The organism is Rhizobium tumorigenes (assembly GCF_003240565.2).
Taxonomy (GTDB): domain Bacteria; phylum Pseudomonadota; class Alphaproteobacteria; order Rhizobiales; family Rhizobiaceae; genus Rhizobium; species Rhizobium tumorigenes.
The window spans coordinates 320,048-334,938 of record NZ_CP117256.1 but is presented as its reverse complement, the minus strand read 5'-3'; the positions used below and the strand labels follow the sequence as shown (position 1 = coordinate 334,938).

At 57.7% G+C, this 14,891-nt stretch carries 15 protein-coding genes and 4 pseudogenes; 8 read left to right on the top strand and 11 right to left on the bottom strand.

Annotated elements, in window-relative coordinates:
- Positions 1-281 precede the first annotated feature (281 nt).
- The 3 genes from PR017_RS19375 to PR017_RS28330 form a co-directional block, all read right to left on the bottom strand.
- On the bottom strand, positions 282-1,460 hold the full coding sequence (locus tag PR017_RS19375; RefSeq protein ID WP_111216993.1) for a sensor histidine kinase: 1,179 nt from the start codon (positions 1,458-1,460) through the stop codon (positions 282-284).
- Between the two features lie 172 nt (positions 1,461-1,632).
- Positions 1,633-2,013 (bottom strand): response regulator, encoded by a 381-nt coding sequence (locus PR017_RS19370; protein WP_240538856.1) that lies wholly within the window; start codon positions 2,011-2,013, stop codon positions 1,633-1,635.
- A complete protein-coding gene (locus PR017_RS28330) occupies positions 2,013-3,242 on the bottom strand; it encodes a sensor histidine kinase (protein ID WP_111216997.1) in 1,230 nt (409 codons plus the stop codon). Before PR017_RS28330 ends, PR017_RS19370 begins: the two co-directional genes overlap by 1 nt.
- Positions 3,243-3,345: 103 nt before the next feature.
- Here PR017_RS28330 and PR017_RS19355 point away from each other — a divergent pair, with 103 nt between their 5' ends.
- Positions 3,346-4,140 (top strand): glycosyl hydrolase 53 family protein, encoded by a 795-nt coding sequence (locus PR017_RS19355; RefSeq protein WP_111217000.1) that lies wholly within the window; start codon positions 3,346-3,348, stop codon positions 4,138-4,140.
- A 141-nt stretch (positions 4,141-4,281) separates the two neighbouring features.
- Here PR017_RS19355 and PR017_RS19350 read toward each other — a convergent pair.
- Positions 4,282-4,665 (bottom strand): annotated as a pseudogene (locus PR017_RS19350) (RidA family protein).
- Between the two features lie 84 nt (positions 4,666-4,749).
- Positions 4,750-5,148: a winged helix-turn-helix transcriptional regulator gene (locus PR017_RS19345; RefSeq protein WP_111217010.1), complete on the bottom strand. Its 399-nt coding sequence runs from the start codon at positions 5,146-5,148 to the stop codon at positions 4,750-4,752.
- A 182-nt stretch (positions 5,149-5,330) separates the two neighbouring features.
- Here PR017_RS19345 and PR017_RS19340 point away from each other — a divergent pair, with 182 nt between their 5' ends.
- From PR017_RS19340 to PR017_RS19330, 3 genes are all read left to right on the top strand, one after another.
- On the top strand, positions 5,331-5,708 hold the full coding sequence (locus PR017_RS19340) for a VOC family protein (RefSeq protein WP_111217002.1): 378 nt from the start codon (positions 5,331-5,333) through the stop codon (positions 5,706-5,708).
- A 32-nt stretch (positions 5,709-5,740) separates the two neighbouring features.
- On the top strand, positions 5,741-6,706 hold the full coding sequence (locus PR017_RS19335) for an SDR family NAD(P)-dependent oxidoreductase (protein WP_111217004.1): 966 nt from the start codon (positions 5,741-5,743) through the stop codon (positions 6,704-6,706).
- Between the two features lie 98 nt (positions 6,707-6,804).
- Positions 6,805-7,785 carry an alpha/beta fold hydrolase gene (locus tag PR017_RS19330; protein ID WP_111217006.1) on the top strand — a complete coding sequence of 327 codons (981 nt, stop codon included), beginning with the start codon at positions 6,805-6,807 and terminating at the stop codon, positions 7,783-7,785.
- A gap of 206 nt (positions 7,786-7,991) precedes the next feature.
- On the opposite strand, the gene PR017_RS19325 is transcribed toward PR017_RS19330, so the two are convergent.
- Complete coding sequence (locus tag PR017_RS19325) at positions 7,992-8,615, bottom strand: plasmid pRiA4b ORF-3 family protein (protein ID WP_111217012.1); 624 nt, start codon at positions 8,613-8,615, stop codon at positions 7,992-7,994.
- 907 nt (positions 8,616-9,522) lie between these two features.
- Between PR017_RS19325 and PR017_RS19320 the strand changes: the two genes are divergently transcribed.
- Positions 9,523-10,296 carry a cyclase family protein gene (locus PR017_RS19320; protein ID WP_111217008.1) on the top strand — a complete coding sequence of 258 codons (774 nt, stop codon included), beginning with the start codon at positions 9,523-9,525 and terminating at the stop codon, positions 10,294-10,296.
- Between the two features lie 225 nt (positions 10,297-10,521).
- Positions 10,522-10,770, top strand: coding sequence for a hypothetical protein (locus PR017_RS19315; RefSeq protein ID WP_240538855.1), 249 nt, complete (start codon positions 10,522-10,524; stop codon positions 10,768-10,770).
- Positions 10,771-10,796: 26 nt separating this feature from the next.
- On the opposite strand, the pseudogene PR017_RS28480 reads toward PR017_RS19315, so the two are convergent.
- Positions 10,797-10,928 (bottom strand): annotated as a pseudogene (locus PR017_RS28480) (IS5/IS1182 family transposase); the annotation flags it as partial.
- 96 nt (positions 10,929-11,024) lie between these two features.
- On the opposite strand from PR017_RS28480, the pseudogene PR017_RS19310 reads away from it, so the two are divergent.
- Positions 11,025-11,412: pseudogene (locus PR017_RS19310) on the top strand (transposase); the annotation flags it as partial.
- 26 nt (positions 11,413-11,438) lie between these two features.
- Here PR017_RS19310 and PR017_RS19305 read toward each other — a convergent pair.
- From PR017_RS19305 to tnpA, 4 genes are read right to left on the bottom strand one after another with little or no spacing between them, the layout of a single operon-like run.
- Positions 11,439-11,738 carry a hypothetical protein gene (locus PR017_RS19305; RefSeq protein ID WP_111222039.1) on the bottom strand — a complete coding sequence of 100 codons (300 nt, stop codon included), beginning with the start codon at positions 11,736-11,738 and terminating at the stop codon, positions 11,439-11,441.
- Positions 11,738-13,375 (bottom strand): IS66 family transposase, encoded by a 1,638-nt coding sequence (tnpC, locus tag PR017_RS19300; RefSeq protein WP_111222040.1) that lies wholly within the window; start codon positions 13,373-13,375, stop codon positions 11,738-11,740. Before tnpC ends, PR017_RS19305 begins: the two co-directional genes overlap by 1 nt.
- Positions 13,376-13,435: 60 nt before the next feature.
- Positions 13,436-13,786 carry an IS66 family insertion sequence element accessory protein TnpB gene (tnpB, locus tag PR017_RS19295; RefSeq protein WP_111222041.1) on the bottom strand — a complete coding sequence of 117 codons (351 nt, stop codon included), beginning with the start codon at positions 13,784-13,786 and terminating at the stop codon, positions 13,436-13,438.
- Complete coding sequence (gene tnpA / locus PR017_RS19290; RefSeq protein ID WP_279619540.1) at positions 13,783-14,151, bottom strand: IS66-like element accessory protein TnpA; 369 nt, start codon at positions 14,149-14,151, stop codon at positions 13,783-13,785. Before tnpA ends, tnpB begins: the two co-directional genes overlap by 4 nt.
- A 102-nt stretch (positions 14,152-14,253) precedes the next feature.
- Here tnpA and PR017_RS19285 point away from each other — a divergent pair.
- Positions 14,254-14,866: pseudogene (locus PR017_RS19285) on the top strand (IS5 family transposase); the annotation flags it as partial.
- Positions 14,867-14,891: the final 25 nt, after the last annotated feature.

Sequence of the window (14,891 nt, the reverse complement as noted above, 5' to 3'; positions counted from 1 at the left end):
TAGCAAGAAGAAGCATAAATATTGGCTCGCTGGTTGAAACAAACTTCAAGTGCGGCTTCGCCGTGACTGTAGGTTGCGACCATACTGTGGCGGGCGGTAACGGCCGGGCTGCGGTTGACACCTCGGACCCACAGAAGACCGGAGTTCCATAAATCACCTTTACGCGCCAACTCCATGATATTGCTTGAAAAACGTCTCACAGCGTGAGTGGTCAAGGGTTCAGATCGCATTAAAACCATGGATCTGCCTGCCCGGGAAGGCCTCCTCCAGTCTCATAGTCGCTACGCCAGGATCGTCGATTTGGGGATTGTAATTGCCACCGACAGCCCGCTCGACAGCCACTGATATTGCAAGCTGCCACGATACTGCCTGACGATGGTCGTCTCTACCAACTTGTTTCCGAAGCCTACGCGAATTGGTTCGGTGACAAGCGGACCGTTCGATTCGACCCAGTCGAGCTCAAGGTTTCCGTCCAAAATTCGCCACGTGATTGAAACGGCCCCGCCGTCCGATCCGAGCGCACCGTACTTCACAGCATTGGTCGCCAATTCGTTCAAAATGAGCGCGATGGACGTTGCCGCCCTTTCAGCGCAGATCAGACGGTCGCCGACAATAAAGACCTGGTCGGAAGCCCCATGAACATGTGGGCTCAGGATCGCTTCGGTGAGCGTTCGCAAATCCAGGTCGCCTTCCTCCGCAAGGTTGTCGCGTAGCACTAGCGAGTAGGCGCTGGACAGTGCTCTCAAACGGCCCGACAAAGCTTCGGCCATCTCCTCCTTGGAGTCGGAGGCGCGGAGCGTTTGACGAAGCATGCCTTCCGTCAGGGCAAACAGGTTCTTCACGCGGTGGTTCATTTCCCGCGTCAGTGTTTCCTGGGCTTCAAGCGCCTGCCTGATCCGTTCTTCTCCTCGCTTCACATGCATGGCGATGCCCACGAAGGTGGCGAGCTCGGACGCGACGCGGGCATGTTCCGACGTGAAGTGCTCATCGACGCCAGACGCAATCCACAATGTCCCGATGGCTTCTTTTCCGCCAATCAGCAAAGGAACGAGAAGGACTTCGGGAAGGGCAATCTGCGCATCGGCTACCCAACTGTATGCCCATTCTGGATGTCGGCAGAGAACAGGGACAAGGACGTCCAAGGTCACTCCGCATGGGCTGTAGTTGCGAGGCGTGGACGCACCTTCAAAGGCTGCAAGTTCGCCGCAAAGGTGCAGCCATTTGAACTCGGACGCATTCTGGTCAAAGATGCTAAGGCCAGCTGACGTGCCACCGGTCATTTGCATCGCCAGTTCAACGAACCGGGGGAGAACCGCGTCGGGGTCCGTCACCATGCGCGAAGCAAGGTCCTGAAGCGCGATTTTCTCTTTTAGAAAGTCTGCCCGTTCGATACGCCGGTGTTCCAGCTGATCGGTTATAAAAACCTCCGAGAACAATTGCTCGGATACCGCTTGTGACATCCTCGCATCCCCGCTGAGATTTGGCCCTGGTATCTAGGGTAGTTCTACAGGGAAAGGCCGTCAACGTGCCCCGCCCGCTATTCATCCCAGCGCCCATTCAGTGCGAAATCGCACCAACGTATTCAGAGCGCAATGGCTTCCGCTAAACGGCGGAGAAATTGAACTCTCACTATCAATTTCGTCGCATCCCCGAAGATACGAGAGCTGCCTGAAGAGCGCGGACATCATAGGGCTTGGACAGGACCTGAGCTTTGCTGAATCTTTCATCTATGCCCGCTGCACCGTAGCCCGTCGCGAAGATGAACGGAATGCCGCGCATCTGCAGCGCGTCGGCGACTGGAAATACCTTTTCGCCTCCAAGGTTCACGTCCAGGACCGCTCCGTCGAGAGTCACACCGTGGTCGTTCGCGACATCCAGGGCGGCAGGGACGTTGGCAGCCACATCCACGACCGTGCACCCGAGATCCGCGAGGAAGTCTTCGACCATCATCGCGACGAGCGCTTCATCCTCAACCACCAGGACGCGTAGACCATTCAGGGTAGGATCCGATATCAAGCCATGGTCTCCAGTTTCCGCGACAACGGGAGGCGCATTACGCATCGCAGACCGTCAGGATTGAATTCAAGGCTGATCGTCCCGCCGAGTTCGCGCGGCAGGGCGCGCTCGAGCAGGCCCGAGCCGAAACCGCGCTCGAACGGGGTACTCACCGGCGGGCCGCCACTCTCCTGCCAGACGACGCTGATCACCCCGGGATTTACGCCGTCCATTGCCCACGAGACATCCACATGCCCACTGCCATTCGACAGGGCGCCAAACTCAACGGCATTCGCGCTGAGTTCGTGAAAAGCCATGCTGAGGGATACCGAGGCATTCGGGTCGAGGCGGATACGCGGCCCGGAGATGGAGACGTGCTCCCCGTTTATCCGCTGGGCTGACATCGATCGCTGAACGACGTCTTGCAGCGAAGCGCCCTGCCAGGCGGATTCGGTCAGCAGTTCATGGGCACGCGAAAGCGCTAGAACACGGCCTTCGAGCGCACGGGCGAAAGCCTCAGGCGTTGGTGAAGACTTCTGGGTCTGCGTCGTGATCGATTGCACGGTCGCAAGCGTGTTCTTGACCCGATGGTTCAACTCGTCGAGCAGCATCTTCTGCCGCTCGTCGTGCAATTTCCGATCGCTGATGTCGCTGACGACGCCCAGCATCGTTTCGACGCTGCCATCGGTCTCCGGGGCGGGACCGCCGAGCGCCTCAATCCAACGCAATTCGCCATCTGCCCTGCGGATCTGGCACTCGAAATGCCAGACGCCTTTCTGGGCAATCGCCTCATGAAGACTTGCATCAACACGATCCTTGTCCTCGGGAAGGACGTGATCCATGAAATCTTGATATGTCCAAGTCGCGCGCGGCTCGTCATATCCGAACACCGTGTCATGGAGTGAGGAGCGTTTCACCTCGCCACTTTCGACATGAAGCTCCCAGGCGCCAAGCCGTCCAGCTTGCAGTGCGACCCTAAGCCTGGCTTCGGTCAGCCGCAACGTGGCGCGCTCATTCCTGGACGAGCGGCTTCGTTGCTCCTCGAGACGCAGAGTGCTTCCGACCCGGGCGACCAACTCGGTCGCGGAAAACGGTTTGACGATATAATCGTCCGCTCTCGCGCCGAGCCCCTCGATGCGGGCTTCCTCGCCCGCGCGAGCAGACAGGAGGATGACCGGCAAGTCGGCGGTCCGCTTGTTCGATCTCAGTGCGGCCAGTAGACGAAACCCATCCAGCTCAGGCATCATGACGTCTGTGAGCACGAGATCCGGGAGCGTCTTTTCATGTGGCCTCGTCCACGGTGGCCATCATGATCTGTTGGTAACGACGAAGCACGCCGCTCAGACGAGGATGGCTGAGCACTATCGCATTGTTCGCGATCATGGCTTATTGACGGTCCGCGACGGCCTCGTTCCAGGTCACAGCGTGCGCGAGCGGCTTTTGGCGGCGAAAGACGCAGGCTTAGAAGTGATATGGGATCTGTCGCATTATCATCGAAACGAAGACCCAATCCGCTGTGCAAGGCTTGCGTCCGAAAAGGCACTTGCAATTAATGGTCCGGAGAAACTTTGGCTCTGCCCGGTCAACGAACCATCGCTTTACCCCGCTATCGCGAAAATGCCCAAGCATGAAGCAATCGAGATGGCGGTTACAATGGCCCGTGTCGCCCGCGATCATCATCCGGATGTTGGTATCCTGACCAATGATCCTATCACCGGAGTGGGTGACCGACAGTTCGAGGCAACGGACGCCATCATGGCGGCTGTCGGCGTCGACGTCGTGGGCGTCAACTATTATCCGCATACCGCTCGGACAGCCTTGGCGAAGGTCCTGATGAAAACATGGCGTCGCTATCGCAAGCCGATCATGGTATCCGAGACAAGCTGGCATGATGGGCATCCCGTTCATCATCGGCGGCATCCCGGCCTGCATAAGGGAAGCTGGTTGCGCCATGTGTTGGATCAGGTCAACATAGCCACATTCCATGGAGTGCTAGTTGTCGGCGTCTGCTGGTATCCCATTGTCGACTGTCCCCCATGGCATGCGCCACGCTCCTACAAACGATGGAGTCATGGCCTGATTCGAAAGGATTTGTCAGTTGACGCTCCGCTGTCGGAGGAGCTTAGGCATTTGATGGTACGGTGATGTCAAAGTCCTTCACGAATGACCCCGATCAAGCAATGGATCTAGGTGTGAAACGACCCATAGAGAAAGACAGGTTGTTCTCTTTCTTGCCCGAGGCGGCAATGGTTCGATTCCGTTCAAGGCGTCCGATCACATTCGCCGTCACGCGGCGGCGATCACTTCAATCTCAACCAGCCAATCCGATAAGAGCGTGCCAGCCACGACTGCGGTGGTCGGGATGCGCCGATCACCCAATGCCTTGATGCGGGCATTCTGATTTGCAGTCGAATACGAAGCATCGCGAAGATAGCTGGTCAGGCGCACGATATTGTCCGTTGTCATGTTTGCTTCCGCGAGGATCCGCCGGATATTGGACCAGACCAGCTCTAACTACTCCTCCAGGCCGGGTGGAGCATTGCCATCGGTATCAAGCCCCATAGTGCCGCTGAGAAAGAGGAATCGTGCCGCGCCGCTGACTTCCATCGCGTGCACGTAATCTGTCGTCGGATAGATGCCATCGCTGGGATCTCTCGGAATCATCTGCATTTCGGTTTCCTCTAGAGGACGTTGGGCCGCTGTGATTTCCAGGCTGGTGTGCCGATGAGCAGGGGATAGCAATGTTCGTCGCGATCACTTGGAATCAAAGACGTTCCGGGCGACTTTCACCTTGTCCGAATACGCGGCAACCCAGTCCACCAAGCCTTGCAATGCTGGCAACAAGCTCTTGCCCATGGCGGTGAGTTCATACTCTACCCGTGGCGGAACCTCGGGAAAAAGCTCCCTCGTCACCAGCCCATCGCGCTCCAGGTTGCGCAGCGTCAATGCCAGCATTCTCTCGGATATTGTCGGAATGGATCTCTTGAGTTCCGAGAACCGAGCGCGCTCGCCGGGAAGCATGGAAAGTGCAAGCATTGTGAAGATACTCCACTTGTCACCCACCTTGGTCAGTAGTTCACGGAAGGCGATCGGATCTTCGTTGCGGCACAGAAGACCGGGCTCAAGCTGAATTTTTGCGGTGCTTTTACGCATACTTACCTCGCTGTTAGTTCCCAACATTGACGTGCGTTCTTGCGGAGTTTCCACTGACAACGTAGAACTTGCTTACGAAACGTTAGTGCAAATCGCGGGGAAAGACAACCAGCTTCGCGGTCGTCCCCTTTCCGGGATGAGGCGGCGTTTCACACATGAATACCAAAGGACAGGACATCCCCATGCTCGACCACATCATCTTGACCGTCAGCGACATCAAAACATCGCTCGCGTTCTACGAAGCGGCACTCAAGCCGTTGGACATCAAGTTCTTCATGCCGTTCAAAGGCGAAAACGGCCATCCGGATCTCTGGGGTTTTGGCGACGGCCAGAGTGCCATCTTTTGGCTGAAGCAGGGAACTCTCAACCCTGACGCGATCCACTGGGGCTTCAAGGCCGGCAGCAATGCACTCGTCGACACGTTCTACGAGGCCGCCATCGCGGCAGGCGCCAAGAACAACATCTCCCCACGTGCACGACTGGAGTACTATCCCGGCTATTACGCAGCCGACGTGGTCGATCCCGACGGCTATTCCTTCGAAGTCGTTCACAAGAGCTGACCTGCCACGGCCGTGCATTCGAAAAGGAGGGGATCATGAGAATCTTTGGAAAGCATTCTACCACTGGGAACGTGCTGTCTGGCCTGGATCTGACGGGCAAGCGTGTCCTTGTCACCGGTGTCTCATCCGGGCTTGGCGTCGAGACCGCTCGTGCGCTGGTCTCCCATGGGGCGCAGGTCGTGGGAGCGGCGCGCGATCTCGCTAAGGCACGTCTAGCGACCGAGGGCGTTCGGCAGGCAGCCGTGGACGGAGGAGGAAGCTTCGAGCTGGTCGAACTCGACCTCACGTCGCTTGCCAGCATCCGCGCCTGCAGCGACAGGCTGTTGGAGGACTCAAAGACCTTCGATATCGTCATTGCCAATGCCGGTGTCATGGCAACGCCGTTGGGCCGCACGGCAGATGGGTTTGAGACGCAGTTCGGAACCAACCATCTTGGACATTTCCTGCTCGTCAACCGTGTTGCGCCAATGATCGCCGACAACGGCCGCCTGGTCGTCCTGTCATCGGCCGGCCATCGCATGGCTGACATCAATCTGGACGACCCCAATTTCGAACGAAGCGCATACGATCCGTGGGTTGCGTACGCACGTTCGAAGACCGCCAATTCACTGTTTGCCGTCGAGTTCGACAGGCGGCATCGTGGTCGTGGCATCCGCGCCGCTGCGGTCATGCCTGGCGTGATCAGCACCGGGCTTATCCGCCATATGACACCAGAGCAATTGGAGGCCATCGTTGCCCAACTCAAGGAGGCGAGCGAAGCAGCAGGCGCGCCGCCGCTCGAATACAAGACGATCGAGCAGGGCGCCGCGACATCGGTCTGGGCAGCGGTCGTCGCCGATGGTGATCTCGTTGGCGGTCGGTACTGCGAGAATTGCAGTGTCGCCGATGTTGCCGACGAGGGCGGCTTTGACGAGGGCGTGCGCTCATACGCACTCGACCAGGACAGTGCCAAGCGTCTCTGGGCAAAAAGCGAGGAACTCGTCGAGGAACATTTCTAAACGACGAACACACGCTGGTTGGCAGCTTGCCGCCACTGCAACGAACAGGGACCGCATGGTCCAGCCTATAGCCGCGACAAGCCTAAAGGGAGACCAGCATGTCTGGGACAGACAAACCAATTGACGTCGGACATACGCGTCGCGAAGTCCTGGCCGGAATGGCTGCGGTCACCACTGCAGTCGCCGTCCTGCCTTTCTCGGCATTGGCGAAAAGCCAACCAAATACCAATGACAATTTAGGGCATAAGAACATGGGTACCTTCACCGTTACCGACGGTACGGAAATTTTCTACAAGGACTGGGGTACGGGCCAGCCGATCGTGTTTCATCATGGCTGGCCGCTGAGTGCGGACGACTGGGATCCTCAGATGATGTTTTTCCTGGCAGAGGGCTTTCGGGTCATTGCCTACGATCGCCGCGGCCATGGTCGCTCCAGCCCTTCGGCAGTCAGAAACGACATGGAAACCTATGCAGATGATTGCGCGGCTCTGGTCAAGCATCTTAGCCTGAGGGCCGCAATCCATGTTGGTCACTCCACCGGCGGCGGTGAGGTCATTCGCTATGTCGCCAAGCATGGCGGCGGCGGTGTCGTTTCCAAGGCCGTTACCATCAGTGCGATCCCGCCAGTGATGGTGAAGTCGCAGAACAATCCGGATGGCATTCCGATCGAGGTGTTCGACGGCTTTCGCAACGGCGTTGCCAGCAACCGTGCCCAGCTCTACGCTGATCTGTCCGCAGGCCCATTCTATGGCTATAATCGGCCGGGTGCGAAGGTTTCCGAGGGCACCAAGCAGGATTGGTGGCGCCAGGCCATGATGGGTGACATCAAGGCGCAGTATGACTGCATCAAGGCCTTCTCTGAAACAGACTTCACAGCAGATCTCAAGAAGATCGATGTTCCGGTTCTGGTGATGCATGGCGAAGATGACCAGATCGTTCCGATCGCCAACACTGCTCTGAAGGCGGTGAAGCTTTTGAAAATGGGCACGCTCAAGACATATCCTGCTCTGCCACATGGAATGTTTGCCACCAATCCGGACCTGATAAATGCGGATTTGCTCGCGTTCTTCAAGAGCTGATCGCGATGATTGCCAGCTCTGTGCCGGCCGAAGAGCCTGTGCCGCCCGTAGGCGGGATGGGCGCCAGTCCGCTAACGTATTAGAGCTCGTTCAGCACTTGCTTTGTCTCCGCACCATACAGAGGCAATTCTCCAATACTTAGGTGATCCACGCTGCGGGACGTTGGTTCGTATCCCATCAAGGCGGTCATCTCGCACCCTGCCAACTCATTTCTTTGGATTGGCTTTCGGTTTCGGTTGATACAGACGCCGTTTGACATTTGATCGCAGTGCATTGCGCAGATCCTTGTCGGTACTCGAAAGGTCAAACCATTCCGGATCGAAGTAGCCACCGCACCAACGGATGGTTTCGTCATACTCCGGGTCTTCCCGGTCGGCGATGATCTCCAGGAACCGCTCATGTCCCGACACGCCGCCGACATCCTCCGGTGGTCGCGCCCTTGCGCCTGCGACACAGCTCCCGTGCTTCGGCGTAGCGGTGAGCGTCAAGAACTCTTCAACCACGACGGTGTGCTGCCAGTCGTCCCCGAAATCATAATGGTAGCTGAACACGGAACCTTGCTCGAAGTCCAGCAAACGGACCTCTCTCTGATCGAAGACCCGAGGATCGTCGTCGGTGGCATCCTCCGTCAGGGTCTCGACTTCCCCATATCGCAGACCACCGATCCGGAACTCATAGAGATGATAATTCCACCAGTTGAATGCAGCCTGAATTCCAAGATGCAGATGCTCTAGGTTCCATTGGACCGGCAGGACCAGCCGGCGCCAGACGTCTGGTTCGATCTTATCGATGGAAACTCTGATTTGGACAGCATTTGCGGCTTTGAACATTCCCTGAATGAACAAGATGGGCGGAAGATCGTCAAGCCGGTCTCCAGCGCAACATGCCAGGATGTTTGCGGCGCCGTATGTCCGTCTCTCGTCAAGAGCACTTGGTAGGTCCGTAGGCATGCCTCGTTCATGAAAACCAGCCAGAACTGCCTTCCCGAACAGTCCGCCGGCGCCGGAAGCCGTCCTTCTCAATAAATTCTTTGAACCTGGGGTTCGCATTGCTGTAATCGTCAAAGACATTGAAGATTGATAAGGCACCGATTTTAGGGCTTATTCGATATGGACAGAACGAAAGGCCCTAAGCTTTGGTTTAAAGTAGCTCAAAGGACAATACTACGAAGAGCGACGAATATGGCATCCGATCGTTTCTCGACCGCGAAAAGCGCACTTTCAATCCGATCAAGTTCCAGGCTATTCTTGATGGCCCGTGGTGTGGTTGTTGGAAAAGAATTTTCTGGTTTGCGGTGCAACTGAAGCATGTCGGAAAATCAGCCAAGCGGCCGCGATGGTGTGAACTTCGAGAATGGGCTTGTGGCGGTCGGCAGTGCCGCGCAACCGCTGGCCAGGCGATGTGGCGAGAGGAAGGCGATGGAATGTTCTCTTGATACAGTTGAGGAGATCGTCGGCAAGAGATCGTCTTCATCGGCGCCGATCCCTTGGGCCAGAGCTAGATCAGACAGCAACTCAGCGACTGTGTTATTCCCGGGGATGCCATCACCCTGTGATACCGCCACTGTCGGCAATCCATAAAGCCCAGGCGCTACCGGTCGTGAGTTCGACCAGGAAGAAACGCGGGTGCCGGTCGGTATCACGCAAGCGACGCATGTCGAGCGAAGTGCCGCGGAAAGGAACTGTCGGCGGAAGATGCTGCAATTGCAAGTTAATTAGCGATAGTGGAGATTGGCGTATGAAACGGAAAATAGTTGACCTCTCGGTCTGCCTAGAAAACGATGTGATGTCCGATCCCCCTGGGTATGGACCAAGTATCGAGTACATTGACCACAAGGCAGCGCTGCCGGGATTGCTCGAATTTTTCCCGGGGCTTACGGCTGGCGACCTTCCAGATGGGGAAGCGTGGGCCATAGAGCGGGTAAATCTCATGACGCATAACGGCACCCATCTTGATGCACCTTATCACTACGCGTCTACGATGGACGGGGGGCACCGCGCTATCACGATAGACGAGGTTCCCTTAGAGTGGTGCTTTCAAGCCGGTGTCAAACTCGACTTTCGGCATTTCCCTGACGGATACGTGGCATCAGCTGCTGACGTTGAGGCCGAACTGGAGCGTATCGGCCATGTTATCTCGCCGCTGGATACCGTCGTTGTAAACACGCGGGCGGGCGAACGCTTCGGACATGTTGACTACGTCGCATCAGGCTGTGGGATGGGGCGCGAGGCGACGCTCTATCTGACAAAGCGCGGTGTACGCGTGACGGGTACCGACGCCTGGAGTTGGGACGCGCCGTTCGTCCAAACGGCGGGACGATACTCCGAGAGTGGCGACGCAAACCTAATTTGGGAGGGGCACAAGGCCGGGCGCGAAATAGGTTACTGCCATCTCGAAAAGCTTCACAATCTTGAAAAGCTGCCTGCGACGGGATTCATCATCGCCTGCTTCCCGGTAAAAATCCGGGCGGCATCGGCAGGATGGACACGAGCAGTCGCTATACTTGATTGAAAGCGTTCCTCTTGCTTGGCCTCGGTACAGCCGGCTGCAAGCAGGGGCTGTTTTTTCAACGGGGACGCAGCGCTTTTCGATGATGGAGACTCGTGGGGAAATTACGCGGATACCAGGCGAGGAGCTGGCATTAGCCCGCTCCTCGCCAACATCTTTCTGCACTACATGCTCGATCTGTGAGTTCATCAATGGCGTCGACGCTATGTACGCGGCCGAATTGTGATCGTGCGCAATGCCGACGATTTCGTTATTGGCTTCGACAACAAGGATGATGCGGAAGAAGTGCTTCTCGCTCTTCAAGGAGCGATTAGGCAGTTTAGCGTGGCGCTTCACGAACGCAAGACGCGGCTGATCGAGTTTGGCCGGTTCGCGGCTTTGAGTCGGCAGCGACGTGGCGCGCGAAAAGCCGAGACCTTCGCCTTCCTGGGCTTCATTCACTATTGTGGAGGCGTTGGCGCGTGGATTATCATTTGAGCGGAATTCGGTCTTTGATAGGCCGCTTATTTCATTGCTATCGTCGGTATCTTGCAACGAACAGATTTCGGGCGTCCACAGGCAAGCATTCGGTTAAGAATGGTGACGCCGATTGCAGCCTCTTTCTGTTGAGAAAGGAATGACCGAGCGCGCAAACGCGATCGAACAGGTTAAGACCGGAATTGGTGCACGGACCAGATGTCAATGTTTTGCATCTATGCGGCCAGGATCGAAACTAGGTTGATTGATCCAACATGCCGCACAAAGATAACGCCGCGCACCGCCATCATATCGGTAAGATGAAGTTCAAAGTGACGAACTGGGCAGAGTATGAAGCGTGTCTTCGCCGCCGGGCAGTTTGACTCTTTGGATAACGCCGGAAGCGCTGGCGGGCTGGGCAGTGCCACGTCGCAAGACGCGTTGTGGCCAGCCGCGCTATACTGATCTGGCGATCGAAACCACGCTCATGCTGGGAATGGTGTTTGGGTTGCGGTTGCGCCAGAGCGAGGGTTTTTTGAACTCTGTTTAGAAATGATGGCGCTGGACTTGGCTGTGCCCGATCACACCACGCTGAGCAGGAGGGCCAGTACCTGGAAGCCATCGGCCAGAAGCAACGACCACAAGTCTGTGGCAATTAGCCCGTATCCATCCGGCGAGGGCCGCAGGGGTTATGATTTCGGCTCGTCTGCCATGATGCGTTCGATCTTTCCCTGATCGCATTGCTCGTCGATGAGGAATTGGCGGATACCACCATCCCAGGTGCGGATATCGGCGAGGAATTCCTGCAAGCTTTCGATCCCGCGTTCGGTGAAGGTCGTGATGCCCTCTTCGCTTCCATCGTGGGTGTGGATCATCTCGCCGTAGTCGATGTTGTCGGAGTTGCTGGCGACTTGCTGGATGAGTTCAATGTTCTCGCCGATCAGCGAGGCGACATAGTCGATCGTGTAGACATGCGTCGGGCGCGCCATCAGGCTGCTTTCTGACGGACATGGCCTGCGGAAGACCAGTTCCATGGCAACAGTTCCGGCAGCCTTGATACGGGGATGCCAGGCATGCGAGCGAGTACGTCCGCCAGCCAGGCCTGCGGATCGATGTCGTTCATCTTGGCGGTGACGATCAGAGAATACATGAAGGCGGCACGCTCGCCTCCTCGCTGGGAGCCGGCGAATAGCCAGGACTTTCTTCCGAGAGCAATCCCGCGCAGGGCCCGCTCGGCCGCATTGTTGGTCAGACATAGCCTGCCGTCATCGAGGAACCGGGTGAAGGCCTCCCAGCGTCCCTCCTTATCGAACATGTAGTTGATCGCCTTGGCGACGGGATTGTGCTTCGACATCTGAGCGTGTTGCGCTCTGAGCCAGTCGTACAAATCCTCGACGCGTGGGCGAGCATGCTCCTGCCGAGCGGCAAGCCGTTCCTCGACGGACATGCCGTTTATGCCGCGCTCGATGTCGAAGAGCGCGTCAATGCGGGCAACGGCTTCAAGCGCGACAGGCGATATCTCATGGGCTGGCTTGCCCTTGCGTACGTTGCCGGCGATATCTGCCAGTTCGAAGAACTTGCGCCGCGCATGGCTCCAACAAAGTGCACTCCTGACCGGCCCCGGACTTCGATCGGCACGATAGAGATCGTTATAGCCTCCGTAGGCATCGGCTTGCAGGATGCCATGCCACCCGGCGAGATGCCGATTGGGATGGGTCTTCTCGCGATCGGGTGAGAAGTAGAAGAGCGCTGCGGGCGGTGCGCCGCCCGCAAACGGACGATCATCGCGCACGTAGGTCCATAACCTTGCCTGCCGTGTTGCGCCCCTGGCCAGGAGCGGCACGGTGGTGTCGTCACCATGCAGCCGTTCGGCTGCCAGTACATGGGCGCGGATCAGGTCATGGATCGGCTGCAGGGCGGTCGCGCAGGCTCCGACCTGGTCGGCCAACGTGGAGAGGCTGAGATCGACGCCTTCCTTGGCGTAGCGCTCGGCTTGGCGATTCAATGGCTGATGCTGGCCGAACTTCTCGAACAGGATCGTGGCGAGCAAGTTGGGACCTGCCCATCCCCGCGGTGTCGCATGGAACGGGGCCGGTGACTGGCTGATCTTCTCGCAATCCCGGCAGGTGAACTTCTCTCGCACCGTCTGGATCACTTTCCACTGCCGCGGGATCGCCTCCAGCGTCTCAGTGATGTCTTCGCCCATCTTCACGATCCTGGTCGAGCCGCAGCAGGTGCAGGTCGACGGAGCTTCGATGATCATGCGCTCACGTGGCAGGTGCTCAGGAAACGGCTTACGGGCCGGCCGGCGGCGTTCGAAGGCGGAGACATTTGTGATCTTCGCTGCCACGCGGTCAGCTGCGATCTCGTCTTCGGTGGCATCAGCTTCGAGTTCCTCGAGCTGCAATTCCATCTGGTCGATTAACCGAGCGCGCCGTTCCGAACTTTGTCCGTACTGTTCGCGGCGCATTTTTGCGATCTCAAGCTTCAGGTGCCGGATCATCGCCTCAGAGGTTGTCACGACGGCGCGCACCTGCGCGAGATTGGCCTCGGCGGAGGCAGCACGCGCCTCGGACGCCGCAAGCGCGGCGCGCAATCTGGCTATCTCCGAAGCAGCGTCATCCATGGCCAAAAGCTATCATGAAAAATGCCGAAAGCCCAACAAAAACAGCGCAAATAGAGGCGATCAACCTGCCTTGGAAGGGCGTTGCGTCCAACGCGGATTACGCCAATCGATCCCTTCCAGGAGGTAGCCCAACTGCGCCGTCGACACTGGCACGGCAGAGCCGTTATGGCTGACCGGCCAGATGAACTTGCCAGCCTCAAGGCGCTTTATATAAAGCGACATTCCGACGCCGTCGTGCCACAGGACCTTGATCAGGTCACCCTTGCGGCCGCGAAAGCAGAAGACCTCACCGCCATGAGGATCGCGGCCAAGGCCTTCCTGCACCTTCAGCGCCAGGCTGTTCATGCCGCAACGCATGTCCGTCACGCCACCCGCGATCCACACCTTCACCCCGGCTGGAAAAGCGATCATGACGCATCCAGGATCGGTAGCAGTCGGGCAAGAATGGTCGGATCAAGCGAGGCCGGGATCGTCAGCCGCCGGCCGTTCGGCAGGCCGATCTCGATCGTCTTGTCGTCTTCAGACCGCGGCGGTGAGTTCATCTCGGAAGATGCCCCCGGCGGCGAAATCGAAAGCGGTACGAAGCCCGTTGACGCGGAAACGTTCAAAAGCCCGCTCCGATATTGACGACGCCAGGCTGTCAGCAACGATCGCGACAATCCATAGCGCCGTGCTGTCACTGAACCCTGCCGAAAACCCTGCAGGCTCTCCTCGACGATCCGGACCTTCTCTTCGTCCGACCAATCCCGCCGGCGACCAAGATCATCGGCGGACAAGACCTCAATGGGTGATATGATTGTAGCGCATGACATAAGGCATGGACTTAAAGCCAATCAGCAAATCACGGCAGACGGCCTTCGGCGGAGGGATACATTAGCCCCCTTCACGTGCTTGTGGACAGTACCGGGCTCAAGGTCTATGGCGCGGGCCAATGGCTGGAAGAATAGCATGGGGCAAAGTCCCGGCGTGGCTGGCGCAAACTGCACTTGGCGGTTGACGCCGACAGTGGCGAGATCATTATCCATGGCCTGACAGATCAGGAAACCGGCGATGCCTCGCAGCTGGAGCCATTGCTTGATAAGATCGATGATGGGAGCGGCCAATTCATCGCCGATGGAGCCTACGAAGGCACTCCCACCTACGACGCTGTTCTGCGTCACAGCGCAGGCGCGAAGGGTCGTCATCCCACCGCGCTCAAACGCTGTTGCGCGGCCCAGCGCCCAGCCGTCCTGCCAGAGAGAGATCCACATCGCATCCATCCGGATTGATGGTCGGCTGAAATGGCAGACGTCCACTGGCTATGGTAAACGGGCGTTGATCGAAACGGCGATGGGTCGATACAAACGTATAATTGGACCGCGTTTGCGTGCGCGGTCATTCCTTTCTCAACAGACAGAGGCTGCAAGCGGCGTCGCCATTTTGAACCGAATGCTTGCTTGCGGACGCGCGAAATCCGTTCGTCGCCAAGCCTTGACAGGAGAAAGCAAATAAGTAAGGCCATCAAAGACCAAATTTC

What these genes read in the sequence shown, in the direction of transcription:
- PR017_RS19375 (WP_111216993.1), bottom strand. Translation starts at nt 1,460, where the DNA reads ATGTCACAAGCGGTATCCGAGCAATTGTTCTCGGAGGTTTTTATAACC.
- PR017_RS28330 (WP_111216997.1), bottom strand. Translation starts at nt 3,242, where the DNA reads ATGATGCCTGAGCTGGATGGGTTTCGTCTACTGGCCGCACTGAGATCG.
- PR017_RS19355 (WP_111217000.1), top strand. Translation starts at nt 3,346, where the DNA reads ATGGCTGAGCACTATCGCATTGTTCGCGATCATGGCTTATTGACGGTC.
- PR017_RS19345 (WP_111217010.1), bottom strand. Translation starts at nt 5,148, where the DNA reads ATGCGTAAAAGCACCGCAAAAATTCAGCTTGAGCCCGGTCTTCTGTGC.
- PR017_RS19340 (WP_111217002.1), top strand. Translation starts at nt 5,331, where the DNA reads ATGCTCGACCACATCATCTTGACCGTCAGCGACATCAAAACATCGCTC.
- PR017_RS19330 (WP_111217006.1), top strand. Translation starts at nt 6,805, where the DNA reads ATGTCTGGGACAGACAAACCAATTGACGTCGGACATACGCGTCGCGAA.
- PR017_RS19325 (WP_111217012.1), bottom strand. Translation starts at nt 8,615, where the DNA reads ATGTTCAAAGCCGCAAATGCTGTCCAAATCAGAGTTTCCATCGATAAG.
- PR017_RS19320 (WP_111217008.1), top strand. Translation starts at nt 9,523, where the DNA reads ATGAAACGGAAAATAGTTGACCTCTCGGTCTGCCTAGAAAACGATGTG.
- PR017_RS19305 (WP_111222039.1), bottom strand. Translation starts at nt 11,738, where the DNA reads ATGGCGCGCCCGACGCATGTCTACACGATCGACTATGTCGCCTCGCTG.
- tnpC (WP_111222040.1), bottom strand. Translation starts at nt 13,375, where the DNA reads ATGGATGACGCTGCTTCGGAGATAGCCAGATTGCGCGCCGCGCTTGCG.
- tnpB (WP_111222041.1), bottom strand. Translation starts at nt 13,786, where the DNA reads ATGATCGCTTTTCCAGCCGGGGTGAAGGTGTGGATCGCGGGTGGCGTG.